Annotated in this window: 18 protein-coding genes and 3 tRNA genes; 8 read left to right on the plus strand and 13 right to left on the minus strand. The window is 74.0% G+C overall.

Features of this window, described 5'->3' with window-relative positions; translation table 11 throughout:
- Positions 1-7 precede the first annotated feature (7 nt).
- Together AB0I06_RS26335 and AB0I06_RS26340 are read right to left on the minus strand one after the other, a co-directional pair.
- Positions 8-80, minus strand: a tRNA-Arg gene (locus AB0I06_RS26335).
- 303 nt (positions 81-383) lie between these two features.
- A tRNA-Ser gene (locus tag AB0I06_RS26340) sits at positions 384-474 on the minus strand.
- Between the two features lie 185 nt (positions 475-659).
- Here AB0I06_RS26340 and AB0I06_RS26345 point away from each other — a divergent pair.
- Together AB0I06_RS26345 and AB0I06_RS26350 are read left to right on the plus strand one after the other, a co-directional pair.
- Entirely contained in the window at positions 660-1,178 is a 519-nt protein-coding gene (locus AB0I06_RS26345) for an SSI family serine proteinase inhibitor (RefSeq protein WP_363121300.1), read from the plus strand.
- A 335-nt stretch (positions 1,179-1,513) separates the two neighbouring features.
- On the plus strand, positions 1,514-6,373 hold the full coding sequence (locus tag AB0I06_RS26350; protein ID WP_363121301.1) for a PAS domain-containing protein: 4,860 nt from the start codon (positions 1,514-1,516) through the stop codon (positions 6,371-6,373).
- Positions 6,374-6,379: 6 nt separating this feature from the next.
- Here the strand turns inward: AB0I06_RS26350 and AB0I06_RS26355 are convergent, their stop codons facing one another.
- Positions 6,380-6,958, minus strand: a complete 579-nt coding sequence (locus AB0I06_RS26355) for a TetR family transcriptional regulator (RefSeq protein ID WP_363121302.1) — start codon at positions 6,956-6,958, stop codon at positions 6,380-6,382.
- A 130-nt stretch (positions 6,959-7,088) separates the two neighbouring features.
- Here AB0I06_RS26355 and AB0I06_RS26360 point away from each other — a divergent pair, with 130 nt between their 5' ends.
- Positions 7,089-8,294: an MFS transporter gene (locus AB0I06_RS26360; RefSeq protein ID WP_363121303.1), complete on the plus strand. Its 1,206-nt coding sequence runs from the start codon at positions 7,089-7,091 to the stop codon at positions 8,292-8,294.
- A 30-nt stretch (positions 8,295-8,324) separates the two neighbouring features.
- Here the strand turns inward: AB0I06_RS26360 and AB0I06_RS26365 are convergent, their stop codons facing one another.
- From AB0I06_RS26365 to AB0I06_RS26390, 6 genes are all read right to left on the minus strand, one after another.
- On the minus strand, positions 8,325-10,010 hold the full coding sequence (locus AB0I06_RS26365) for a long-chain fatty acid--CoA ligase (RefSeq protein WP_363121304.1): 1,686 nt from the start codon (positions 10,008-10,010) through the stop codon (positions 8,325-8,327).
- 126 nt (positions 10,011-10,136) lie between these two features.
- Positions 10,137-10,697: a SigE family RNA polymerase sigma factor gene (locus AB0I06_RS26370; protein WP_363121305.1), complete on the minus strand. Its 561-nt coding sequence runs from the start codon at positions 10,695-10,697 to the stop codon at positions 10,137-10,139.
- Positions 10,698-10,830: 133 nt separating this feature from the next.
- Positions 10,831-12,003 carry a lipid-transfer protein gene (locus AB0I06_RS26375; protein WP_363121306.1) on the minus strand — a complete coding sequence of 391 codons (1,173 nt, stop codon included), beginning with the start codon at positions 12,001-12,003 and terminating at the stop codon, positions 10,831-10,833.
- Positions 12,000-12,383, minus strand: a complete 384-nt coding sequence (locus AB0I06_RS26380; RefSeq protein ID WP_363121307.1) for a MaoC family dehydratase — start codon at positions 12,381-12,383, stop codon at positions 12,000-12,002. Before AB0I06_RS26380 ends, AB0I06_RS26375 begins: the two co-directional genes overlap by 4 nt.
- Positions 12,380-13,294, minus strand: coding sequence for an OB-fold domain-containing protein (locus AB0I06_RS26385; RefSeq protein ID WP_363121308.1), 915 nt, complete (start codon positions 13,292-13,294; stop codon positions 12,380-12,382). The genes AB0I06_RS26380 and AB0I06_RS26385 overlap by 4 nt, the downstream gene beginning before the upstream one ends.
- A 160-nt stretch (positions 13,295-13,454) precedes the next feature.
- Complete coding sequence (locus tag AB0I06_RS26390) at positions 13,455-13,781, minus strand: hypothetical protein (RefSeq protein WP_363121309.1); 327 nt, start codon at positions 13,779-13,781, stop codon at positions 13,455-13,457.
- Positions 13,782-14,146: 365 nt separating this feature from the next.
- On the opposite strand from AB0I06_RS26390, the gene AB0I06_RS26395 reads away from it, so the two are divergent.
- From AB0I06_RS26395 to AB0I06_RS26405, 3 genes are all read left to right on the plus strand, one after another.
- Complete coding sequence (locus AB0I06_RS26395; RefSeq protein WP_363121310.1) at positions 14,147-15,016, plus strand: bifunctional DNA primase/polymerase; 870 nt, start codon at positions 14,147-14,149, stop codon at positions 15,014-15,016.
- 43 nt (positions 15,017-15,059) lie between these two features.
- Entirely contained in the window at positions 15,060-15,527 is a 468-nt protein-coding gene (locus tag AB0I06_RS26400; protein WP_363121311.1) for a hypothetical protein, read from the plus strand.
- A gap of 185 nt (positions 15,528-15,712) precedes the next feature.
- Positions 15,713-16,285 carry a GNAT family N-acetyltransferase gene (locus tag AB0I06_RS26405; protein ID WP_363121312.1) on the plus strand — a complete coding sequence of 191 codons (573 nt, stop codon included), beginning with the start codon at positions 15,713-15,715 and terminating at the stop codon, positions 16,283-16,285.
- A gap of 167 nt (positions 16,286-16,452) precedes the next feature.
- Here AB0I06_RS26405 and AB0I06_RS26410 read toward each other — a convergent pair whose 3' ends face one another.
- Positions 16,453-20,691: a hypothetical protein gene (locus AB0I06_RS26410; protein WP_363121313.1), complete on the minus strand. Its 4,239-nt coding sequence runs from the start codon at positions 20,689-20,691 to the stop codon at positions 16,453-16,455.
- A 366-nt stretch (positions 20,692-21,057) separates the two neighbouring features.
- Here AB0I06_RS26410 and AB0I06_RS26415 point away from each other — a divergent pair, with 366 nt between their 5' ends.
- Together AB0I06_RS26415 and AB0I06_RS26420 are read left to right on the plus strand one after the other, a co-directional pair.
- Positions 21,058-21,525 carry a hypothetical protein gene (locus AB0I06_RS26415; RefSeq protein WP_363121314.1) on the plus strand — a complete coding sequence of 156 codons (468 nt, stop codon included), beginning with the start codon at positions 21,058-21,060 and terminating at the stop codon, positions 21,523-21,525.
- Positions 21,526-21,613: 88 nt separating this feature from the next.
- Positions 21,614-21,829, plus strand: a complete 216-nt coding sequence (locus AB0I06_RS26420; protein WP_363121315.1) for a ferredoxin — start codon at positions 21,614-21,616, stop codon at positions 21,827-21,829.
- 222 nt (positions 21,830-22,051) lie between these two features.
- Here AB0I06_RS26420 and AB0I06_RS26425 read toward each other — a convergent pair whose 3' ends face one another.
- From AB0I06_RS26425 to AB0I06_RS26435, 3 genes are all read right to left on the minus strand, one after another.
- The gene (locus AB0I06_RS26425; protein ID WP_363121358.1) at positions 22,052-22,810 is read right to left on the minus strand and encodes a glycosyltransferase family 2 protein; all 759 of its coding nucleotides are present in this window, start codon (positions 22,808-22,810) and stop codon (positions 22,052-22,054) included.
- A gap of 52 nt (positions 22,811-22,862) precedes the next feature.
- The gene (locus tag AB0I06_RS26430) at positions 22,863-23,246 is read right to left on the minus strand and encodes a hypothetical protein (protein WP_363121316.1); all 384 of its coding nucleotides are present in this window, start codon (positions 23,244-23,246) and stop codon (positions 22,863-22,865) included.
- 125 nt (positions 23,247-23,371) lie between these two features.
- Positions 23,372-23,459: transfer RNA gene (locus AB0I06_RS26435), tRNA-Ser, on the minus strand.
- Positions 23,460-23,727 lie beyond the last annotated feature (268 nt).

Below are 23,727 nucleotides of genomic sequence, written 5' to 3' on the forward strand. Positions count from 1 at the left end.
ATCTGTGTGCACTCGGCAGGATTCGAACCTGCAACCTTCTGATCCGTAGTCAGATGCTCTATCCGTTAAGCTACGAGTGCTTGTTCTGTTTTTTCGCCGCTCTCGGGCCTTCCGGCTCGCTCGCGGCGACAGGAAGAACATTACATGACTGCCGCCGCCATGTGAAATCCGTTAGCCGCACCCCTTGTGACCTGCTGAAACGCCCCCACGGGGCGTTCGGGCCCGGATGGTTGACGGTCCGGCCCGGAAGGGTGAGCGCGGGCAGCCGCCGTCCAGGGCCGGTCACTGTGCTCGCCGGGCGGGCTCGAGACCCACGACCCCGAAAAGCCGATGAAAAAGCTCAGGGAGTCCGGCACGTCGTGCCGGACTCCCTGAGCTGAGGGCGGAGGCGGAGGGATTTGAACCCTCGATGGGCTTTAAGGCCCAAACCGCATTAGCAGTGCGGCGCCATAGACCGGACTAGGCGACGCCTCCAGCATCACTCCCGCGCGAGCGCGAGCGGTGCGTGCCGATGATGACACAGTCGAGCGTGCTGTCACCAATCGACCCCCACGGTACTAGGCGGGAAGGGCGCGGGGCAAAGGCCTTGTCAGGCCCGTGCGGACGGCCGCACGCGTGGCCGCGCGCAACATCCGGGGTGGTACCGCGTTAGGCAGGGCATGTTGCGTGCCACTGCCCGGGCCACCGCCCGCCCCGCCCTGCGTCGCCTCCTCATCGGCGCCGCCGCCTCCGTCGCCGCCGCCGGGTCGCTGACCGCGGTGTCCCCCGTCGCGTATGCCGAGGCCGGCGGCACCGGCCCGCTGCCCTCGACCTGGCCGGGCGACGGGCCGGACCGCGATCACCTCACCGTCACCGTGCGCGACGCCGGCGGCGGTGCCGACGGAACGTTCGAGCTGTACTGCGGCCCCGACGGCGGCACCCACCCGGACCCGAGCGGCGCCTGCGCCGCCCTGGAGCGGGACACGCGGTGGGGGCAGGACGTCTTCGCGCCCGCGCCGGAAGGCGGCTTCTGCACCATGCAGTACGGAGGGCCCGCCACCGCGCACGTCACCGGCACCTGGGCCGGACGCCCCGTCGACGCCAGGTACGACCGCCGCGACGGCTGCCAGATCTCCCGCTGGGACCGGCTCGTGCCGCTGCTGCCGGGTGTGGGGGGCGAGGCGGGCGCCAGGTCCTGAGCCGTCCGCCGGGGTGTGGAACCGTTCGCCCGCGCCCCGCACATCGGCGCCATCCGCGCCACGGACCGCACTCATCAGGCCAGTCCGGCCCAAAGGTACAGAAACACCGTCCTCGTAAAGGTCCCGCGAAGGTCCCGCGACGTCGTCGCAGGGAGGCGGGTGTTTCACGGTTACTCGGTCGTCAGTTCGGGGTCACTTCCTCGTGCGACCTCGCTCTCATCCGGCGTCGCGAGCGCAACCGCAGCCCTTAGACTCCCTCGCGTGACACGCCGCGGGACGGTTGGCAAGATGGCCCGAGCGGTCGGCAAGGTGCGGTAACAGGGAGGAAGCGTCTCGTGAGCAGCAGGCCATCCCGAGGCGCTGCTCGCCTCGCAGCCATACTGGACGCCCTTCCCGACGCGTTGGTGCTGGTCAACGCCAACGGCACGGTCGTCAACGCCAACACCATCGCCCTGGAGGCCTTCGAGACCCCGGGGACCGCTCTGGTGGGTCGCGGGCTGCTCGATCTGCTGCCCCAGTTCGACTCCAAGCTCATCCCCGGCTCCATGCGGCGCCCGGAACACCTCGATCCGCACGCCCGGACCAAGCCCACCCGGATGATCGCGCGCAGGACCGACGGGACCCAGTTCCCCGTCGAGGTCACCAGTGCGAATCTGGAGAACGGCCAGCAGGCCTACGACGGTTACGGCTACAGCGGTGACGAGTTGCTCATGCTCGTGGTGAGGGACCTGACCGGCACCGTGGACACCGAGGCCGAGCTCGCCCGGTCGCAGCGGCAGACCGAGATGATCCTGCGGGCCGCGGCCGAGGGCGTCGTCGGCACCGACACCGACGGGCGGATCGTGCTGGTCAATCCGGCCGCCGCCCAGATACTGGGATTCCGCGCCAGCGACCTCGGCGGGCGCGAACTGCACAACCTCGTGCTGCACTCGCGCGCCGACGGCTCGCCCTTCCCCTATGAGGACTCGCCGCTCGCCGACACCCTGCGCTCCGGGCGCAAGCACCGGGTGCGCGGCCAGGTGCTGTACGCCAAGGACGGCGGCAAGGTGCCGGTCGACCTGACGACCGCGCCCGTGCGCGACGGCGACCAGCTCGTCGGCGCCGTGATGACCTTCACCGACCGGCGGCCGTACGACGCCGTCGTCAAGGAGAAGGAAGAGGCGGAGAAGCGGCATGCCGAGGAGCTGGAGCGGGTCGCCGAGGAGCACGCCTCCGAGCTGACCGCGCTGCGCCAGCAGCACGTCACCGAGCTGGAGGAGCTGACCGAGCGGCACGCCGAGGAACTCGCCGCCAACGAGGAGCGGTACGCCGCGCTCGGGGAGCGGGAGAAGGACCGGTTCGAGGCGCTCGCCGCACGGCACGAGCAGTTGCTGACCCTGCTCGGGCGGTCGCTGCGCGGCCCGCTGGAGGAGCTGCGCCGCGAGCTGGCCGCACTGGCCGCCGACGACGCCGGGCAGCTGTGGCCCGAGGCCAACCAGGTGCTGCACCACCTCTCGGCCGGCTACGCCCGCATCACCACGCTGATCGACAACGTCCTCGGGTACCAGCGGCTCGACGCGGGCAGCGAGGGCATCTCCCGTACGAAGGTGATGCTGGACGCCGTCGTCGCGGCCGGGGTGGACGGGGCCGTCGAGCTCATCGGGCCCGGGCGGGTGCAGTTCGCCGTGCACGCCCCGCCCATCGAGGCCGAGGTCGATCCCCGGCTGCTCGCCACCGCCCTCGCGCATCTCGTCGCGGACGTGGCGGGGGTGGACGCGACCGGCAACACGCCCGTGTCGGCGGGCGGTTACCTGGACAACACGGTCGTCGTGGCGGCGGCGCAGCGCGGCGAGGTCGTCCGCATCGAGGTGCGCGGGCCGTACGCCGGCGGCGACACCGTGCACGAGCCCATCGTCCGCGGGATCGTCCGGGCCCACGGCGGTGTCCTGCAGACGCACGACGTACCGGGGATGAGCGGCAGCGCGTACGTCCTCGAGGTGCCGATCGGGGGCGGGGCCGGGGCCGTCGCCGTCCAGCCGGTGGACGAGTCCGCCGCGGTCGCCCTCGTGGACCCCGCCGAGCAGAGCGCCGCCGGGGGGCGGCGCCGGGCACGGCGGTCCAGCACCGACGCCTTCCTGGACGGGGACGTTCCGGCCGGTGAGGGTGACGGGGCCGAGGCTCCCGGAGCCGACGGGGCCGTTCCCACCGGGCGGCGCAGGCGCCGGGCCGCCGGGGAACCGGCCGCGCTTCCGGCGCAGGCGTCCGGTGAGGGTGCCGCGTCCGGCGGCACCGGGAGGCGTCGCCGCGCGGCCGAGGACGCCGCGGAGGGTGCCGTCGGCAGTGCCGTCCAGGGAGTCGCCGAGGGGGCCGTGGTGACGGCCGCCGAGCACGCGGCGGGGACCGCCGCCTCCAACTTGGGGCTGGGCGGCACCGTGCCGCCGCAGGGCGTGCCCGCGCCGTCCGGGCGGCGGGCCCGGCGTGAGCCCGGGGAGCAGGCGGCGCTGCCGCCGGCCCTGCCCGCCGCGTCGTCCGGCGGTGAGGCCGCCGGGCCTGCGGAGACGGCTGCCGACGCGGCACAGGATCAACTTCAGCAGCCGACCGGGCGCCGGCGGCGTGCGCTGGCCGCCGCCAACGAGCGGGCCGCCGCGCAGGAGGCCGCCGGGCCGCGCCCGGTGTTCGCGCTGCCGCCGGCCGAGGCCGACCAGTCCCCGGCTCCCGCCCCCGCTCCCGCTCCCGCTCCCCAGGCGGCGCAGGCCGGCCAGGGGCAGCCGGTCGCGGACGTCCCCGCGGGTGCGCCGGGTGGTGTGCCCGCCCAGGGGCAGGTTCCGGCGCAGGTACAGGCGCAGGGGCAAGGGCAAGTGGCAACCGGGGCGGCTCCCGGTACGGCCGGCGCCGGTGACGGGGGCGTCGAGGAGGGGCGGCACGACGCCGTGCCGCACGACCAGTCCGCCGATCACACCCCGCCGCAGCCGCATCCCACCAGTGCGCCGACCGGCCGCCGGCGACGGGCCGTCGCGATGCCGCAGCCGGCCGAGGGGGCCACGGCACCGACGCCGGGGAACAGTGACCGGACGGGTCCGGGACCGGCGGGTTCCGTGCCTGGCGCGCCCGTGCCCGCGGGTGCCGTGCCTGGCGCGCCCGTGCCCGCGGGTGCCTCGGCAGGTCCCGCGCAGGCAGCTTCCGCCCAGGGTGTTCCCGCGCAGGCAGGTCCCGCGCAGCAGGACACCACCGGGCAGGTCCCCGTGGCGCAGGCCGGGCCGGTCCAGGGCGCGCCCGTCCAGGCCGGGGCCGCCGCCCCGGTCCCCCCGGGCACCGCCGTTCCGCCGCAGGGCGTGCCGGCCCCGGTGCCGGGGGTCCCCGCTCACCCGCAGGGCGACGCCGTATCTCCGCAGGGCGGTGTCCCGCACGGGAACGTCCCTCAAGGGGCCGCCCCGCAGGGCACCCACCCGCAAGGTGCCGCCGTCCCGCCCGGGGGCCTCGTCGCAGCACCGCAGGCGGTGTCCGTCCCGGCGCAGGGCGGTCTCGGACACAGCGTGCAGGCCGCGCTCCCCGGGCATGCCCTGCACCCTCCGGCCCCGGCCCAGCCGATGCCGCCGCAAGGCGTCGCCGCACCCGGTCACCATGCGTCCGCCGCTCTGCCGCTCCCCGCGGAATCCGCTCCCGGGCAGGGCGCAGGGGCTCAGGGCACACCTCCCCAGGGCACCCCGAACCAAGGCGCTCCCCAGCCGGGCACACCTGCCCAGGGCACGAACGCCCACGGCACTCCGGCCCACGGCACGAACGGCACCCCGCCGCAGGCCGGTGCCCCGGCCTCCCCGCCCTGGCCCGCCGCCGACGACACGGCAGCCGGTGCCGTGCACCCCGCGCCCCCGAACGGCACGCCGTCCAGGGCCCCGCAGCAGCACACCCCCGCGCCGGGCACCCCGCTGCCGCCCGAGGGTGTGCAGCGGGCAGCCCAGCCGTTGCCCGCCGAGGCCGCCGCGCCCGTGGACCCCAACTCGACCCAGGGGCGTGCGATCAGCGTGCGGACGCTCGGCCAGGGCGTGCCCTTCACCCGGCAGGCGGCCCAGGTCCAGCAGCCGTCGGCGACGCCTCCCCCGCACCAGCCGGGCGGATCGGGGCGTCGCCGCAAGCTCGGCACGCCGCCCGACCCTGCGACGCGCGCGGACCAGGCGGCCCGCCCCGAGCAGGGGCAGCCGCGTCCGGCGGAGCGGGGACCCCGCCCGGAGCTGGCCGCGCGGTCGCATCCGGCCGCCGATCACACGCCGCCACCGCTCTCCGCGCAGGTGCCCGCCCCGGCCGGCGCTCCGATGCCGGCGCAACCGTCCCTCGCCGGTCAGTCGCGGCTCGCGCCGATGACCGAGGGCGGCGGACGTTCGTACGCCATAGGCGCGCCGGACGAGAACGCCGCCGAAGGGCCCGAGCCGCTGGACGGTCCCGGCGGGGCCGTCGAGGTGGCCGATCCGCCCCGGCCGCAGCCGATGGACGACGAGCTGCCGCCCGAGCCGCTGGACAATCCGCGGCGGCTGCTGGTGTGGCCCGCGCCGGACGTCAGTACGCAGCAGGCGCTGAGCGACCGCGGCTACCGGCCGGTGATCGTGAATTCGCGCGAGGAGGTGGACGCGCAGATCGCGGCGTTCCCCGCCGCGCTGTTCGTCGACCCGCTGACCGGGCCGATCACGCGGACGGCCCTCCAGTCGCTGCGGCAGGCCGCGGTGGCGGCCGAGGTGCCCGTGCTGGTCACGGCCGGGCTCGGGCAGGCCTCGCGGGACGCGGCGTACGGGGCCGATCCGGCCGTGCTGCTGAAGGCGCTGGCGCCGCGCGACAGCGAGCAGCACCCGCCGCGCGTGCTGCTGATCGAGGAGCACGCGGAGATCGCGCTGGCGCTGACGGCGACGCTGGAGCGGCGTGGGATGCAGGTCGCGCGGGCCGCGAGCGACGCGGACGCGGTGATGCTGGCGGGGCAGTTCCGGCCGAACCTGGTCGTGATGGATCTGCTCCAGGTGCACCGGCGGCAGGCCGGGATCGTCGACTGGCTGCGGGCGAACGGGCAGCTCAACCGCACCCCGCTCGTCGTCTACACCGCCGCCGTCGACCAGGCGGACCTGCCGCGGCTGGCGTCCGGCGAGACGGTGCTCTTCCTCGCGGAGCGGTCGACCAGCGGCGAGGTGCAGTCCCGGATCGTCGAGCTGCTCAGCCGGATCGGCACCAACTAGGACCGGCTAGCGGGCCGTCAGGCGGCGGGCCGCCTCCTTGACCGAGGCGCGCAGCCGGTCCCGGTCGGGGTCGCCGCCGCCGACCAGGATGCGCCGCATCTGCGGGACGACGGCCGTCCAGTTGGCCAGGGCGGTCAGCAGGAACAGCAGGTCGGCGGCCGGGATCGCGTCGGTGACGACGCCCCGCTCCTGGCCGTCGCGCAGGGCGGCGACCTTGCGGGCGTAGTGCTCCTGGCGGTCGGACTCGTGGGGCAGCTCGGCGCTGCCGTACTCCAGGCCCTCCCAGAAGAGCAGGCGCAGCAGCTCGGGGTGGGCGGCGTGGTAGTCCATCAGCCGGTCGATCCAGCCCTCGATGTCGTCGGGGTCGACGGGGACGGCCTCGGCGAGATGGAGCATCTTGCGTTCGAGGACGATCGCGAAGAGCTCGGCCTTGTTGCCGAAGTAGGCGTAGATCAGCTGCTTGTTGGCCTTCGCCTCGGCGGCGATGCGGTCGATGCGGGCGCCGGCGATGCCGTGCCGGGCGAACTCGGCGACCGCCGCCTCGAAGATCCGGGCCTTGGTGGCCTCGGGGTCCCTTGCTGCCATGGGGGAGAGGGTAGCGCGCCCGGGTAACCAACCGTTTGGTTGACAGGGAATGGAGGGGCGGCCCAGACTGTTGCCCGGTTATCCAACCAACCAGTTAGTTGTTAGAGCCGACTCCAGGGAGCCCTCCCTCATGCCGTCAGCGACCACCACGATCACGTCCCGGACCGGCCGGGCCCCGGCGCGAGGGCCGCGCACGCCCTCCCCCGGCCTCTTCCTCACCCTGCTCGCGGTGTGCAGCGCGGTCACCGCCGCCAACATCTACCTGGCCGCGCCGCTGCTGTCCCTGATGGCCCGCGACTTCGGCTCGACCCCCTCGGCCCTCGCCTGGATCGCCTCCGTCGCGCAGCTCGGCTACGCGGTCGGCCTGCTGTTCTTCGCCCCGCTCGGCGACAGCGTCAACCGCCGCCGGCTGGTCGCCGGACTCACCCTGGTGACCGCCCTGGCGCTGGCGGCCAGTGCCCTCGCCCCGGGCGCCGGGATCCTCGCGGCGGCCGTGTTCGTCGCCTCGGCGGCGACCGTCGTCCCGCAACTGCTCGTGCCGCTGGTGGCCGAACGGGCCCCGGCCGGGCGGCGCGCCCGGCATGTCGCCGTTGTCATCGCGGGCCTGTTCACCGGCATCGTCGGGGCCCGGGTGCTGGGCGGACTGGCCGGGCAGGCCTTCGGCTGGCGCTGGGTGTTCGCGGGTGCCGCCGTGCTGACGCTGGCTCTGGGGCTCGCGACGGCGGCCGTCCTGCCGTCGCGGCGCAGCAGGGAGGGCTCGCTGTTCTCGGGGCTCGCCGCTCTGCCGTCGGTGCTGCGGGGCTCGCCGGAGCTGTGGCGGGCGTGTGTGCGCCAGGCCGGGATGTTCGGGGCGTGGAGCGCGCTGTGGACCTCGCTCGCCGTGCTGCTGACCGGGCCCGCGTACGGCCTGTCCACCGCGACCGCCGGGTTGTTCGGGCTGTTCGGGCTGACCGCGAGTGCGGTGGCGCCGCTGGCCGGCGGGCTCGTGGACCGGTTCGGCGCGGCCCGGGTGGTGCGGTCGGCGTATCTGGTCGCGGCCGTGTCGGTGCCGCTGTTCTGGCTGGGCGGGCAGGTGCTGGGCGCCCTGTTCGCCGCCGCGGTCGCGATCCACGCGGCGCTGGTGGCCTCCCACGTCGCCAACCAGACCCTGGCCCTGACCGCGACCGCCACCCCGGCCACCGCCAACACCGCCTACGTGGTCGCCGGTTTCGCGGGCGGCGCCGCCGCCTCGGCCCTCGCGGGCGCCGCCTACGGCCGGTTCGGCTGGGGCGGGGTGTGCGCGGTGGCGGGGCTGTGGCTGCTGCTGGGCTGGGGCGTGACCGCCGTACGACGGTGAAGCGCTGCCGTACGGCGGTCCCCTGGCCCGTCAGAGCCGGGTGATGTCCAGCTCCCCCTGGGCGTACTGCCTGCGCAGCACCTTCTTGTCGAACTTGCCGACGCTCGTCTTCGGGACCGACTCGATGATCGTCCAGCGCTCCGGCAGCTGCCACTTGGCGATCTTGCCCTCGTCGGCGAGGAAGCCGCGCAGCGACTCGAAGCCGACGGAGGCGCCCTCCTTGAGGACGACCGTGGCCAGGGGGCGCTCGCCCCACTTGTCGTCGGGCACGGCGACGACGGCCGCCTCGGCGACGTCCGGGTGGGACATCAGCGCGTTCTCCAGCTCCACCGACGAGATCCACTCGCCGCCGGACTTGATGACGTCCTTGGCCCGGTCGGTGAGGGTGAGGTAGCCGTCGGCGGAGATGGTGCCGACGTCGCCCGTCTTGAGCCAGCCGTCCTCGCTGAACTTGTCGGCGGGACGCAGCGGCTCGGCGTCGGGGCCGTTGTAGTAGGCGCCCGCGATCCAGGGGCCGCGCACCTCCAGCTCACCGGCGGACTCGCCGTCCCAGGGCAGGCGTTCGCCGCCGGGGCCGGTCAGCCGGGCCTCGACACCGGCCGGGAAACGGCCCTGGGTGAGGCGGTAGGCGAACTCCTCGTCCGTGCCGACCGCGGCGGCCGGGGGACGGGCGACCGTGCCCAGCGGAGACGTCTCGGTCATGCCCCAGGCGTGACAGACCCGCATGCCGAGCTTGTCGAAGGCCTCCATCAGCGAGGGCGGGCAGGCCGAGCCGCCGATGGTGACCTGGCCGAGGGAGGCGACGTCGCGGGGGTTCGCCGTCAGCTCGGCGAGCAGGCCCTGCCAGATGGTGGGTACGGCGGCGGCGTGGGTCGGCTTCTCGCTCTCGATCATCGCGGCGAGCGGGCCCGGCTGGAGGAAGCGGTCCGGCATCAGCAGGTTCACACCGGTCATGAAGGTCGCGTGCGGCAGGCCCCAGGCGTTCACGTGGAACTGGGGGACGACGACCAGGGAGGTGTCCTGGTCGGTCAGGCCCATCGACTGGGCCATGTTGACCTGCATGGAGTGCAGATAGATGGAGCGGTGGCTGTAGACCACGCCCTTGGGGTCGCCGGTGGTGCCGGAGGTGTAGCACATGGCGGCGGCCTGGCGCTCGTCCAGCTCGGGCCAGTCGTACGCGGTCGGCTTGCCGGCGATCAGGTCCTCGTACTCGTGAACGTGGATGTGACCGACGGACGCGCCGGCGAGGAGGGAACGGTCTCCGGGGCCGGTGACGACCACGTGCTCGACCGGCTTCAGGTGCGGCAGCAGCGGTGCGAGCAGGGGGAGCAGCGAACCGTTGGCGATGATCACGCGGTCGGCGGCGTGGTTGACGATCCAGGCCAGCTGCTCGGGCGGGAGGCGGAGGTTCAGGGTGTGCAGGACCGCGCCCATGGACGGGATGGCGAAGTAGGCCTCGACATGCTCCGCGTTGTTCCAGGCGAGGGTCGCGACGCGCTCGTCGCCGGTGACGCCGAGGTCGTCGCGCAGGGCGTGGGCCAGCTGGGCGGCGCGGGCGCCGATCTCCGCGAAGGAGCGGCGGTGTGGCTCGTCCTCACCGGTCCAGGTGGTCACCTGCGATGTCCCGTGGACCGTCGACCCGTGGGTCAGGATCCTCGAGATCAGCAGCGGTACGTCCTGCATGGTGCTCAGCACGGCGTCCTCCCGGGGCGACATTGCCTGCGCGGTGGTAAGAGTTGCGCTGATTCTGCGCACATACCGCGCGGTATGTCACTAGGGACGGGCGATCGATCAGATCACGCCATGCCGGAGGGGCAGCTCACAGGCGGGTGGATCGTCGCCTCACTGGCGGACAAGTCCCAGCTCAGCGTCCTCGCGGAGCTTGCCGAGCGCCCGGGAGACGGCCGACTTCACCGTGCCCACCGAGACGCCGAGCAGCTCGGCCGTCTGGACCTCGCTGAGGTCCTCGTAGTACCTGAGGACCACCATCGCCCGCTGCCGGGCGGGCAGCCGCATGACCGCGCGCCACATCGCGTCGCGCAGCGCCTGCTGCTCGGCGGGGTCGTCACCGGCCGGGACCGGGTCCGGCTCGGGCAGCTCGTCGCAGGCGAACTCGTCCACCTTGCGCTTGCGCCACTGCGAGGTCCGGGTGTTCAGCAGCGCCCGGCGGACGTAACCGTCGAGGGCGCGGTGGTCCTCGATGCGCTCCCAGGCGACGTACGTCTTGGTGAGGGCGGTCTGCAGCAGGTCCTCCGCGTCGCTCGGGTTGCCGGTGAGCGAGCGGGCGGTACGCAGCAGCACCGGCTGGCGGGCCCTGACGTACGACGAGAAGGACGGGTACGGAAGGGTCTGCGCCGCTGGTCCGGCCGCCTTCGAAGCGCTCGTGCAGACGAGTGTGGTCATGGCTCCACGCTATGAGCGGCGGCATGGCCGGCGGATCGCCCGCAGGTCCCGAAGCAGGGTCCCCCTCAGGTTGTACGGGTAGGGCTCCCCGCACCTCCTCCAGGTGGAGCGCGGAGCCCGGGGTACTGCGGGTTCACCCCTGGGGGTCGGCGGTCAGGACCAGTCCGGACGTGGGCACGCCCGTCCCGGCCGTCACCAGGACCCGCTCCGCGCCCGGTACCGGGTTCGCGGCCGTGCCCCTGATCTGCCGGACGGCCTCCGCGATGCCGTTCATGCCGTGCAGGTACGCCTCCCCGAGCTGCCCGCCGTGCGTGTTGAGGGGCAGGCGCTCCTCGGCCACGAAGTCCGCCGCCTCGCCCGGGCCGCAGAAGCCGAACTCCTCCAGCTGCGTCAGCACGAACGGCGTGAAGTGGTCGTAGAGGATCCCCACATCGATGTCGGCCGGCGCCAGCCCCGAGGTCCGCCACAGCTGCCGGGCCACGACCGCCGTCTCGGGCAGGCCGGTCAGGTCGTCGCGGTAGAAGCTGGTCATCTGCTCCTGGGCGCGGCCGGAGCCCTGGGCGGCCGCGGCGATCACGGCGGGCGGGTGGGGCAGGTCACGGGCCCGTTCGGCGGAGGTGACGACGAGGGCCTGCCCGCCGTCGGTCTCCTGGCAGCAGTCGAGCAGCCGCAGCGGTTCGACGATCCAGCGTGAGGCGGCGTGGTCGGCGAGGGTGATCGGCCGGCCGTGGAACCAGGCCGCCGGGTTGGTCGCCGCATGCTTGCGGCCGGCGACGGCCACGTGCCCGAACGCCTCCGGGGTGAGCCCGTAGGTATGGAGGTAGCGCCGGGCCGCCATCGCCGCCCAGGAGGCCGGGGTGAGCAGGCCGAACGGCAGCGACCAGCCCAGGGCCGCCCCCTCCGCCGACGGTTCCCGGTGCCGCACCCCGGAGCCGAAACGGCGGCCCGAGCGCTCGTTGAAGGCGCGGTAGCAGACGACCACGTCGGCCACGCCCGCCGCGACGGCCAGGGCGGCCTGCTGGACGGTGGCGCAGGCCGCGCCGCCGCCGTAGTGGATCCGGGAGAAGAAGGACAGCTCCCCGATGCCGGCCGCCTGGGCGACGGTGATCTCGGGACTGGTGTCCATGGTGAAGGTGACCATCCCGTCCACGTCGGACGGGCTCAGCCCCGCGTCCGCGAGGGCCGCGTGCACCGCCTCGACGGCCAGGCGCAGTTCGCTGCGCCCCGAGTCCTTGGAGAACTCGGTGGCCCCCACACCGACGACGGCCGCGCGCCCGCCGAGACCGTCCCGCCTTCGAAGGCTCATGCCGGGACCCTCACCGTCACCGTGCCCGTGACGTGCGTGCCGAGGCCGTTCGCGCCCACGACCCGGACCGTCGCCGTGTCGCCGTCGGCCTCCTCGACCGTGCCGGTCAGCACCAGGGTGTCGCCGGGGTGGTTGGGCGCGCCGAGCCGGATGGCCACCCGGCGCAGCACGCACCGGGGGCCGAAGTGGTCGGTGATGTAGCGGCCGACCAGGCCGTTGGTGGTCAGGATGTTCATGAAGATGTCGGGAGAGCCCTTCCGCCGGGCGAGGTCCGGGTCGTGGTGGACGTCCTGGTAGTCGCGCGAGGCGATGGCCCCGGCGACGATCAGGGTCCGGGTGACGGGGATCTCCAGGGGCGGCAGGCGGTCACCGGCCTTCACGGCGTCACCGCCCGGAAGACGGGCAGCACCAGCTCGTCGTCGTACCGCCGGAACTCCAGCCGCACCGGCAGGCCGATCCGCACCTCGTCGTACGGCACCCCGACCACGTTGCTGACGATCCGCACGCCCTCCGCCAGCTCGATCAGCCCGACCGCGTAGGGCGGTTCGAAGGCCGGGAAGGGCGGGTGGTGCAGCACCACGTAGGAGTAGACCGTGCCCTCGCCGCTCGCCCCGACGGTGTCCCAGTCGGGCGAGCCGCAGCCGTTGCAGCCCGGCAGCCAGGGGAAACGCAGGGTGGCGCAGGCGGCGCAGCGCTGGATGAGCAGCTCGTGGCGGGCCACGCCCTCCCAGAAGCCGGCGTTGTCGCGGTTGACGACGGGCCGGGGGCGGCGCTCGGCCGGTCGCGAAGGCCGCTGTGCGGGGGCGTACTTGAGGATGCGGAAGCGGTGGGTCCCGGCGAGTTCGCCGCCCGCGCGGACGTCCGTACGGGTCGTGACGAAGTAACCCGCCCCCAGTTTCGTGGACTTGCGGCCGGACACCGACTCGATCACCGCGTCGAAGGTGATCTCGTCACCGGGGCGCAGCGGGCGCAGGTACTCCTGCTCGCAGTCGGTGGCGACGACGGCGTCGTGGCCCGACTCGTCGAGCAGGGCGAGGAGTTCGTCGTAGGCGGCCGTGCGTTCGGGGCGGCGGGTGAGTCCGGCCATGGTCCAGGCCTGGAGCATGGTGGGCGGGGCGATGGCGTCCGGGCCCGTGTACGCGGGGTTCGTGTCGCCCATGGCCTCGCACCAGTGCCTGATCATCGGCTCGTTGACGGGGTCCCGGCCGACGCCGGTGGCGGCCGCCGGGAGGCCCTCGTAGGCCTTCAGGCGTGCCTCGAACTCCTCGTGGACCTCCGGCTCACCGCTCACGGTTTCTGACTGTCCGTCAGATTAGGGCCTCCGTCAAGGGCTCCAGGACGCGAAAACGCCTGCGCGGCGGTACCGGAGCACCGCCGCTCAGACGCTTGTCACCCCACGACACACCCCCCACGAACACCCGGGCCGATGCCGCCGCACCGGCCCGGTCAGCTCACCACCACAGCGGGGCGAAGCTGATGGCGGTGTTGGCGTTGCCCTGGTTGACGGCCGTGAACTCCGAGCCGTTGACCTGGGCGGTGTTGCTCTGGTTCGAGGCGCCCTCCCCGACGGCCTGCTGCTGGGTGGTGGCCGCGTTGCCGAAGTTGTCACCGCCGACGCCGCTGCCGAGGATGCCCTGCTCGGCCTCGGTGACGGACGCGATGGATCCGTTGTCCGCGAAGGCGCCGTTGTCCGCCGCGGCGACACCGGCGAAGAGGGCGGCTGCGAGCGGAAGGGCGGAGACGGCCGCGATGACGCGGGCGGTACGGATGCTTGCCATGGTTGTTGTCCCTCCAGGACCTGTCGAACCGAGCACGCGCCGGCTCATGGCCGCGTGCGTTCCACTGCTGTCACCGGGGAAGTTGGCCGGCCGCCCCGGTGCGGTGCTCGACGTCGCGAGTCCAGAGTTGCCCACCGAATCCCCGGCGAACCACACCGGAAGCGGCTATTCGCACGCAAGCGTGATGACAAGTCGATAAACCCCTATGCGTCACTTCCGTACCGGGTAGGGGCGTAAGGGGGCGCTCGAACCCCGGTGCCGCAAGGGATGAAGCGTTCCCGCACTTTTCGGCCGACCCCAGGGCCCTCGGCGCGTCGCACCCGTTCCCCCTTTCCTTTTTCGAACGTACGTACGAAACTAGAGCCATGGCCACCACCGACCGGCAGGCCACGACGCTGGCCCTCGCACACGCCCTGTCAGCCGCCGAACGCGGACTGGCCGTCCTGCCCCTGTCCCGCACCAAGCTCCCCGCCCTGCGCTCCCCCCACCGCGACGACCCCGCCCCCTCCCCCTGCCACGGCGAGTGCGGTCGCCTCGGGCACGGGGTCCACGATGCCTCCAGCGACCCGGAGCGCATCCGCGAGCTGTTCGCCGCCGCCCCCTGGGCGACCGGCTACGGCATCGCCTGCGGGCTGCCCCCGCACCACCTCATCGGCCTCGACCTGGACGTGAAGACCGGCACGGACTCCTCGGCCGCCCTGCGCGAGCTGGCACTGCGGCACCTGTTCACCATCCCGCCGACGGTGGTCGTCGTGACCCCGTCCGGCGGGCGTCATCTGTGGCTGAGCGGCCCGCCCGAGGTGGTCGTGCCCAACTCGGCGGGCCGGCTCGCCCCCGGCATCGACATCCGGGGCGCAGGCGGCTACCTCGTCGGACCCGGCTCCCGCACGGCCCAGGGCGTCTACGCCGCCGCCCCGGGCACCGCGCACCTGCCCCCGGCCCCCTGCCCCCGCTCTCTCCTGCGGCTGCTGCTCCCGCCACCCCGCGCCGCCCACCACCCGGCCCCGTCCGCGGCCGGCGGGCACGGCCAGGGCCTGGTCCAGTTCGTCCTGGCCGCGCACGAGGGCCAGCGCAACACCCGCCTGTTCTGGGCGGCCTGCCGGGCCTACGAGGACGGCATCGGCCCGGCGCTGGTGGACCCCCTGGTCGACGCGGCCCTGCACACCGGCCTGACCGAGCGGGAGGCCCGGACCACGATCGCCTCGGCGGCACGGATGACCGGGCACCGGCCGTGAGCACGACCCGCACGGCCCCGTCCCTGAGCACCGGAAGACCCCCATGCGACAGCACGCCATCTCACCGGCCCTGGCGCTCACCCGCCTCGTCCTGGCCTCCGGCCGCTCGGTGGACCTCGCCGACCTGCGGTTCTCGTCGACGTACGGCGACATGCTGGAGGGCTATCCCTGCAAGCCGCTGAACGACCTGCGGATCCGGGGCCTCCTGCACGCCGCCGAGCGCCTCCGCCCGGGCACGCCGGTGCACCTCGTCCCGCCGCGGCGGGAGTACCCCGACCAGTACGCGGGCGGGCTCGGGCCGGTCGAGGTGCTGCCCGCGGTGGCCTGCCTCGGCACGTTCCGCTCGACGGCCCTGGACCCGGCCGGCGACCCGGTCTCCTGCCGTTCGCGGCTGACGGTCGTCTGGTTCCAGCCCACGCCCCGCCTGCCCGCCGGCTGCGACGCGGAGCCCGGGCTGCGCGACCTCGACTGGGCGGCGCTGGCCCGGGACGACGCCCCGGTGCTTGCGTAGGCTCGTCCGACGAGTGCGGCGTCGCCCGGAACGTGACGGAGATCGGCCACCTGCGCCCGCTGCGAGCGGCGTCCGCGTGAGTCCCGGGAGCGTCCCGGTGCGCGCCGGACGGCACGGCGGTCCGGCTCCCGGGCCTCGACCCCGGCGTCGGGGCGCGGGGGGCGGGGGCGTGGCATCGTGGGGGCATGAGCATCGATGTCCGTCCGGCCACGGTCTTCGAGGACGTCCGGGCCGTGATCGGGCCGAAGTCGGCCCGGGCGAACGTCTGCTGGTGCCTGAGCTACCGGATCCCCTCCCGGCTCAACAACGAACTGCGCGGACCCGCCCGCGGGGAGTACGTCGAGCGGCTGTGCCGCGCGGAGCCGCCCCCGGGCGTGCTCGCCTACGACGGTGACGAACCGGTCGGCTGGGCCGCCGTCGCCCCGCGCGCGCAGACCTCCTTCGCCCGCAACCGCAAGATCCCGCACCTCGACGACCTGCCCGTCTGGTCCCTGTGGTGCGTCCGGGTCCGCCCCGGCCACCGTAAGCAGGGCATCTCGCACGCCCTCATCGCCGGCGCCGTCGCGTTCGCCCGGGACCGGGGCGCACCGGCGATCGAGGCGTACCCGCTGGACAACGGGGACGCCAGGGTCGACCTGACGATGGCCTACGCCGGACTGCGGAAGAACTTCGAACGCGCCGGCTTCACCCACGCGGCGGACACGACCTCCGTCCTGGCCGGCCACCCCCGCGTCCTGATGCGCCTGGACCTGCGCTGAAAAACAAGGCCCGACCGCTGGCGACGGGGGATGCACCAGCGATCGGGCTATGGCCAAGGGTAACAAGCGCTTGCCCACCACGAGCCGACTGACCGTCAGGAATGGCCCGGTTGTGACTCGTCTCACTCAACTCCCTTGACTACTCCCGGTGTTGAGCCGGACAGCGGTCAGTCGTCGCACGGCGGATCGTAGGAGAGCCGGGGCAGGTACTCCCGCCAGGTGTCCGGCGTCAGCACACCCCGGGTCATCGAGCAGACCCGGCGGGCCGCCGCGTCGACGTCGAGGTTCCACAGCCGGACGGTGTCCGCGCCGCTCGACACCCCGAGCATGTGGCTGTTCGGGCTGAACGCCAGGAAGTTGCCGGTCGTGGCGTCGGGGCTCATCGACGGGCCGATCGCCGTGGCGTGCGCGGGGTCGGAGACGTCCCACAGCCGCACGGTGCTGTCGTTGCCGCCACTGGCCAGGGTGCGGCCGTCCCGGCTGAACGTCAGCGACACGACCGCCTCCGTGTGACCGGTGAGCCGCGCCTCCTCGGAGACCTCGTCGAGGTCGGTGAGGTCCCAGAGGCGGACCGAGTTGTCGTCGCCCGCGCTGGCCAGCGTGCGCCCGTCCCGGCTGTAGGCGAGGGCGTTGACCGCTCCGAGGTGGCCCCGCAGCGGCGCCCCGATCAGGGTCACCCGGCCGGGGTCGGACACGTCCCACAGCCGGATGGTGCCGTCCGCGCTGCCGCTGGCCAGGGTGCGGCCGTCCGGGCTGAAGACGAGGTGGTTGACGTAGCCCTTGTGACCGGTGAGAGGCGTGCCGAACGGGCGCGGACGGGACGGGTCGGCGACGTTCCACAGCTGGATGGTGCGGTCGTCGTAGGCCGTGGCCAGGACCCGCCCGTCCGGGCTGAACGCCAGCGGGTCGGCGTACCGGATCCGCAGCGGGGAGGGAGAGCCGTACGGGACGGGGCGTGCGGGGTCGGCGACGTTCCACAGTTCCACGGCCCGGCCCTCCGTCACGACCGCCAGCGTGCGCCCGTCCGGGGCGAACTCCAGTGAGCGCACGGCGCCCTTCCGCGGGCGAAACGGTTCTCCCGTCCGGACCGGCCGACCGGGCGCCCGCACGTCCCACAGCCGGATCCGCCCGTCCCGCGCCGCCGTCGCGAGCACCTGCCCGTCCGGACGGAACACTCCGGTCCGGCCGACCATGTCCGACATCGGCAGCGACCACAGGCGGACCTTGTTGTCGCCCGCCCCGGTCGCGAGGGTGCGCCCGTCCGGGCTGAAGCCGAGCGCGTACATCTCGCCGCTGCTGCCCGCGAGGGGCCCGCCCACCTGCGACGGGTACTGAGGATCACTGACCTTCCACAGGCTCGCCGTGCTGTCCGCGCTGGCCGCCGCGAGCATGTTCCCGTCGGGGCTGAAGGCCACGGACCAGACCGGCCCGGTGTGGCCGGTCAGCGGCGCGCCGATCGTGGCCGGGCGGCCCGGGCCCGCCGTGTTCCACAGCCGTACGGTGCCGTCCGCGCTGCCGCTGGCCAGGGTGCGGCCGTCGGGGCTGAAGGCCACGGAGTGCACGGTGGTGGTGTGGCCGGTCAGCGGTGCCCCGGCGGGCTCCGGACGGCCGGGCTCGGACACGTCCCACATCCGGATCGTGCCGTCGTCGCCGCCCGCGGCCAGCGTCCGGCCGTCCGGGCTGAACGCCACCGACCGCACGGCGCTGCGGTGACCGGTCAGCGGATCGCCCAGCGCCCGCGGCCGGCGCGGGTCGGCCACGTCCCACAGCCGCACGGTGTGATCGTCGCCCGCGGAGGCCAGGGTGCGCCCGTCCGGGCTGAAGGCGATCAGGTAGATCGTCCCGTCGTGGCCGGTCAGCGGCGCGCCCAGCGACTTCGGGTGCCCGGGGTCGGTCACGTCCCAGAGCCGTACGGTGCCGTCGTCGGAGGCACTGGCGAGCGTGCGGCCGTCCGGGCTGAAGACCGCGCTGCTCACCCAGCTCGTATGACCGGTGAGGGGCTTGCCCAGGGGCTTCGGCCGCTCGGGGTCGGAGACGTCCCACAGCCGTACGGTCCGGTCGTAGCTGGCGGTGGCCAGGACCTGCCCGTCCGGGCTGAAGGTGGTGAGGTAGACGGCGCCCGAGTGGCCGGTCAGGGGCGTGGACAGCGGGGCGTTCACGATGGAGATCAGCCGGCTGGTCGCGCCCTTGTCGTCCGGCCGCAGCCGGTGCGCCACCAGGTCGAGCTGCGCGGACAGCGACGGATCCGTGTCCTGCACCCGGTCGGACTGGGCGAGCACCTGCTCGAAGACGGCCTCGTCCCGCTGCTTCCAGGCGACCACGGCCGACCCGACGGCCAGCAGGGCCAGCACCACCAGGGTCGCCACCGCGCCCCGGCTGATCCAGGTGATCCGCCGGCGCAGCCGGACCGAGGCGGCCAGGAACTCCACCGCGCTGCGGGTCAGGAACGTGTCCCCGGCGGACCGTGCCCAGCCGTGGGCCTGTTCCAGCCGGGAGCCCCGGTACAGCAGCGAGGTGTCCCGTCCGGACTCCTCCCAGGCCCGGCCGTCCTCCTCCAGGCGCTGGCGCAGCAGGTTGCCCTGCCGGTCCTCGTCGATCCAGTCGCGCAGCCGCGGCCAGGCGTGCAGCAGCGCCTCGTGGGTGATCTCCACGGTCTCCGCGTCGAGCGTCACCAGCCGGGCGCGGACCAGCGCTTCCAGGGACTCCTCCGTCTTGCAGGGGTCGGCCGACTCCTGCTCCAGCTGCCGCCGGGTGCCGCGCCGACGCGTGGCCTGGGTGTCCTCGCCCAGCCGGACCAGGCGGAGCAGCAGCAGCCGGGCCGCCGTGCGCGCGGCCGGGTCGAGGCCGGTCCAGGCCCGCTCGGCGGTGGCCGCGACCGCGCCCTGGATGCCGCCGGCCGCGCGGTAGCCGGCCAGGGTGAGCCGGCCCGCCTTCCTGCGCTGCCAGGTGGCGAGCAGAGCGTGCGAGAGGAGCGGCAGCACCCCGGCGTCGTGCGCCCCGCGCGGGCCGTCGGCACTGACCTCCCGGACGATCAGTTCCGCGAGCCCCGGTTCCAGCTCAAGACCGACGGCCTTGGCCGGACCCGTCACCGCCTCGCGCAGCTCCGCGCTGGTCAGCGGCCCGAGCACCATGTGCCGGTGCTGGAGCGCGTCGGCCAGCTCGGGGTACCTCAGGCAGCGGTCGTAGAAATCGGCGCGGATGCCCAGCACCACGATCGCCGGGGCCGGTTCGCCCGGGCCGGCGGGGGAGCAGGCGGCGTGCAGGGCCGCGATGAAAGCGCGCCGGTCGGCCTCGTCGGGGCAGAGGGTGAAGGTCTCCTCGAACTGGTCCACGATGACGACCGGGCGGGCCCCGGAGGGCGCTTCGCGCCGGGCCCAGGCGGCGACGGCGGCGCGGACGACGCGGGTGAAGGAGGGGGTGCCGGGAGCTGGTGCGAAGGGGTGGGGGGCGGGGACGGAGCCGGGGGCGGAGGGGTTGGGGGCGGAGTCGGGTGCGGAGGGGGCGGAGCCGGGTGCGGAGGGGGCGGAGCCGGGTGCGGAGAGGCCCGGGCCCTTTACGGAAGGGCCCGGGCCAGGTGCGGAGAGGCCGGAGCCGGCTACGGAAGAGCGTGGCGGGGTCCGGGCCGAGACGACGGGCGCCAGCTCGGGTATGCACCGGCTCAGCTCCGCCAGCGGATCAGCACCCGGTACGAGCTGCACGACCTCCCGTGCACGGCCACGACCACGGGCGCCACCGCTGCCACCACCGTCAGCACCACCACCGCCGCCACCGCTGCTGCCACCGTCACCGTCGTCACTCAGCGCGCCGTCCCGCAGGGCGGGCACCAGACCGGCGTTCAGCAGCGAGGACTTGCCCGCCCCCGAGGCGCCCACCAGCATGACCAGGCCACCCGACCCCGCGACGGCCCCGAGCTGGGTGACGAGCGCGTCCGTGCTCCGCTCCCGGCCGAAGAACCAGCGGGCGTCCTCCCGGCGGTAGGAGGCGAGACCCCGGTACGGGCACACCCCGCCGGGCGCGGACACGGCCTCGTCCGCGGGCCGTTCCTCGGCCGCCGACGCCGCGGGGCGCTCGGCGACCGGGTCGGCCACCGCGCGTTCCCACAGCCGCTGCCACTGGCCGAGGTCGTACAGACCCGGGGAGACCGGCGTGGGCCGCTCGCGCCGCGCCTCGGGGATCAGCACGTGCAGCACCGCCGCGAGCGCGGGGAACTGCGCGGGCACGTTCCGGGCCCGGCGCCAGTCGCTGATGCGCTGGGCGGACACCCGTACCGGCCGCCCCCGTTCGTCGACCCGCTGGAGACGGACGACCGCCTCGGACACCCGCTTGAGAGGGGGGTTCCCGGCTTCCTTGTACAGCAGCGCGAGGCGTTCCGCGAAGGCGGTGCGTGCCCCCGAGTCGGAACTCAAGGTCTCAGCTCCTCACTTCCACGCCTGGACGTCCGGACCGGAAAACTCACTCTATATCGCTGACCTGCGGCAATACCGTCCGCTGAAGGCCGGAACCTCCTCCTCCACGGCCGGAAATGGCAGGATCCGGACGCAGTGGCACACGCATCCGGACTGCTTCCGTCCGAACCGGACGACGGTAGCTCCACCGTTCGGTACCGGTCCCCACGAGGGGAGGGACCGGTGCCGGACGACGTGGTCGCCACTCCCGGAGGACCGTGCGCCGCCCCCTGCGGACCGCCCCCGGCACCCCTGGATAACTGACGACCTGTCAGCTATGGTCCCCCTGCCGTACCGCTTCCGCAGCGATGTACAGGGGTGAGCGCAGTGGAGTCACGTCCCGAGAGCCCACGTCCGCAGGGTGCCCCGCGCTGGGTCGCGCTGTACTACCGTCCGGCCGTCGCTGCCTGGAGGACGGCCGCCGAGTCGCCCCACCGCTCACCGGTGCTGTACGCCCTCGGCGAGATGACCCGGACCCTGCGCGCACGGGGCGATGAGGTCACCGTCGCCCTGTGGGGGCCGAAGGACGGCACGTGGCACCGCTTCGACACCCCGCGGCAGCAGACCGTCGCATTTCAGCCGAATCCTGAACCCGCCCCCGGCGAACCGGCCCCCCTGGCGGACAGGATGACCGGCCGCCGCCACCAGGTCCTGCTCGCCGGCCTGACCAAGGCGGGCCTCTACGACCTGTCCCCCGAGGACGACACGACCGTCAAAGCGCTGGTCGAACGGCTCGACGAGGCCGCCGTACGCCGGGTCGCCCACTGGCTGGCGACCGCCGGGAGCGCCCGCTAGTCCGGCCGGTTCAGCCGGGGGCGCGCTGGGCACTCAACTCCCCGACGGCCGCGAACTCCCGTGGCCGCCCAGGAGGGGGACAAAAGGCATGAAGGTCTCCATAGACCGCGATCTCTGCTACGGCTCCGCCGAGTGCGCCCACCGGGCCCCGGAGGTCTTCGACTTCGTCGACGGCTTCGGGGTCGTCCGCCCGGGCCGTGAGCACGTGGGCGACGCCCCGGAGATCCTGGAGGCGACCGAGAAGTGCCCGAGCCAGGCGATCACCCTCACCCGGGCGGCGACACCCCCACCGGACGGGCCGTAGCGAGGAACATGCCGCCCCCACCGCCCCTGCTCGCGGTCTTCGCCCCTTCCGCGCCGGTGTGACGTCCCGCTGGACGAGGCGGAGGGCCGGCTGGTGGCTCAGGTGAGGGAGGTCCGGCCGCACGGAGGCCGGAGCGCCCTGTAAGCCGAGCGCCCTGTACCTGGCCACCCACCCGCACACGGCGGTCCGCGTGCGGGCGGGCACTTGGCCACCCAGCCGCTCTCACGAAGCCGCCGGGGCGTCCCAGCGCAGGCGGGACAGGGCCAGGGCTCTCGCTTCCACGACCGCCAAGCGCGTCTCCCGCTCGGACTGGTCCGTGTGGGCCGCCTGTCCGGTCACCTGGCCGTCCCACTTGCGGTACAGCAGGCCCACCTCCCCCGAGAACCAGCCCCGGCTCACCGCGTTCAGCGCCAGCAGCAGGCCGGTGTCCTCCGAGGCGGGCAGTGCCATCCAGCCGCCGAGGGCGAGCAACAACTCCCGTCGCACGAACAGCGACGCGGGATGCACCTGGGCGAGAAAGCCGTTCGCCCTCCAGTGTTCGAGCACGGCACCGCGCTCTATCGGCCCCTGCTCCGGATCGCCCGGGAAGCCGACGGTCGACCCGTCGGGCAGGAGGTCGAGCACCCGCGACGTGGCCCACCCGAGACCCGGGTCCCCTTCCAGCGCGGCCAGATCCCGCGCGAGCGCCCCCGGGGTCAGCCGGTCGTCGGCGTCCAGGACCTTCACGTACGCCCCGTCGCCGTGCGCCAGCGCCATGGTCCGCGCGACCCCGGGCCCCCCGGCCCGGCCCTGCCGGAACGTCACCCTGTGGTCGGCCGGCACATACGGCCTGACGCGCTCGCTCTCGCCGTCCTCCTGGATGACCCAGTGCCACTCCCAGCCCGCGGGAAGCCGCTGCGCGCGCAATGACGCATAGGCCTCCGGCAGGAACCGGGCGTGGGGGCCGTGCACAGCGGTGACGACGACGATGCGCCGACTCACGGCGACGCTCACCCACCCTTCTCCGACCGGCACGCCTCGATGATCGTAATGCTCACCGCGTACCCGGCGGCTTGCCCCCCAGTTCCACAACGAGGTGGTAGCCACCGGCCAGATCGACGCCGGTCCGCTCCCGGACCAGCTTGACCGCGGCGATCTGCTGCCCGCCGTCGAGCAAGGCGACCAGCTCGTCGACCAGTCCGGGGTCGAGCTCGCGCAGCGCGTCGAGCGCCTGGCCGCTGGTCGTGGGCAACGCGTGCCCGGCGACCAGCAATTCCACGGCCTCCCGGGCCGGACCCCGCTTGAGCCAGGAGCCCCTGCGCAACCGCCGCACCGCCTTGCCCGTACGCCCGTCCCGCGCCAGCGCCCTCGCCTCGTCCTGGGCCTCCTGCCCGACGGGCGTGATCATCGCGGCCGTACGCGCCTTGCTGTTCGTCATGCCACTCCCGCGTCGTGAGGTCTCCCGCCGAAAGACGACACGAGACGGCCACCCGTTGCCCCACGCGTAAGGGACGTCCCTCGTCGAGGGACGTCCCTTACGGACTGCGCGAGTCAAGACCTGCGCGGAGGCGGTGGGATTTGAACCCACGGTGACATCGCTGCCACGACGGTTTTCAAGACGGTTCCCTGGGCCGCTCGGGAACCCACCTCCTGCCCCGTCCCACCTGGAGCGGAGCGGTTTCAGCCTACCGGCCTCTGGCGCAGTACGGGGTCTGTGGTCCACACAGGGTCCACTGGCTCTGACGCCACGCTGCAAGCCCTCGGCATGAATCGGGCCAGTGACCTTCTGATCCGTAGGATCGGGCAGGGCGTCCTGCCCTATGCCGACAGCCTCTGACCGCGATCGCCCAGGTTGGCGATCAAGTGCGAGCGTGTGCCGTCGTTGCCGTCAGCGCTGCCGTCAAGCCCCGGCCATCTCT

Origin of the sequence: Streptomyces sp. NPDC050674, assembly GCF_040654575.1 — a bacterium.
Lineage (GTDB): Bacteria > Actinomycetota > Actinomycetes > Streptomycetales > Streptomycetaceae > Streptomyces.

Bases quoted from the DNA above. Each gene is read 5' to 3' on its own strand.
- AB0I06_RS26405 (WP_363121312.1), top strand. From the start codon at position 15,713: ATGAGCATCGATGTCCGTCCGGCCACGGTCTTCGAGGACGTCCGGGCC.
- AB0I06_RS26360 (WP_363121303.1), top strand. From the start codon at position 7,089: ATGCCGTCAGCGACCACCACGATCACGTCCCGGACCGGCCGGGCCCCG.
- AB0I06_RS26370 (WP_363121305.1), bottom strand. From the start codon at position 10,697: ATGACCACACTCGTCTGCACGAGCGCTTCGAAGGCGGCCGGACCAGCG.
- AB0I06_RS26345 (WP_363121300.1), top strand. From the start codon at position 660: ATGTTGCGTGCCACTGCCCGGGCCACCGCCCGCCCCGCCCTGCGTCGC.
- AB0I06_RS26365 (WP_363121304.1), bottom strand. From the start codon at position 10,010: ATGTCGCCCCGGGAGGACGCCGTGCTGAGCACCATGCAGGACGTACCG.
- AB0I06_RS26390 (WP_363121309.1), bottom strand. From the start codon at position 13,781: ATGGCAAGCATCCGTACCGCCCGCGTCATCGCGGCCGTCTCCGCCCTT.
- AB0I06_RS26355 (WP_363121302.1), bottom strand. From the start codon at position 6,958: ATGGCAGCAAGGGACCCCGAGGCCACCAAGGCCCGGATCTTCGAGGCG.
- AB0I06_RS26420 (WP_363121315.1), top strand. From the start codon at position 21,614: ATGAAGGTCTCCATAGACCGCGATCTCTGCTACGGCTCCGCCGAGTGC.
- AB0I06_RS26430 (WP_363121316.1), bottom strand. From the start codon at position 23,246: ATGACGAACAGCAAGGCGCGTACGGCCGCGATGATCACGCCCGTCGGG.
- AB0I06_RS26400 (WP_363121311.1), top strand. From the start codon at position 15,060: ATGCGACAGCACGCCATCTCACCGGCCCTGGCGCTCACCCGCCTCGTC.
- AB0I06_RS26375 (WP_363121306.1), bottom strand. From the start codon at position 12,003: ATGAGCCTTCGAAGGCGGGACGGTCTCGGCGGGCGCGCGGCCGTCGTC.
- AB0I06_RS26395 (WP_363121310.1), top strand. From the start codon at position 14,147: ATGGCCACCACCGACCGGCAGGCCACGACGCTGGCCCTCGCACACGCC.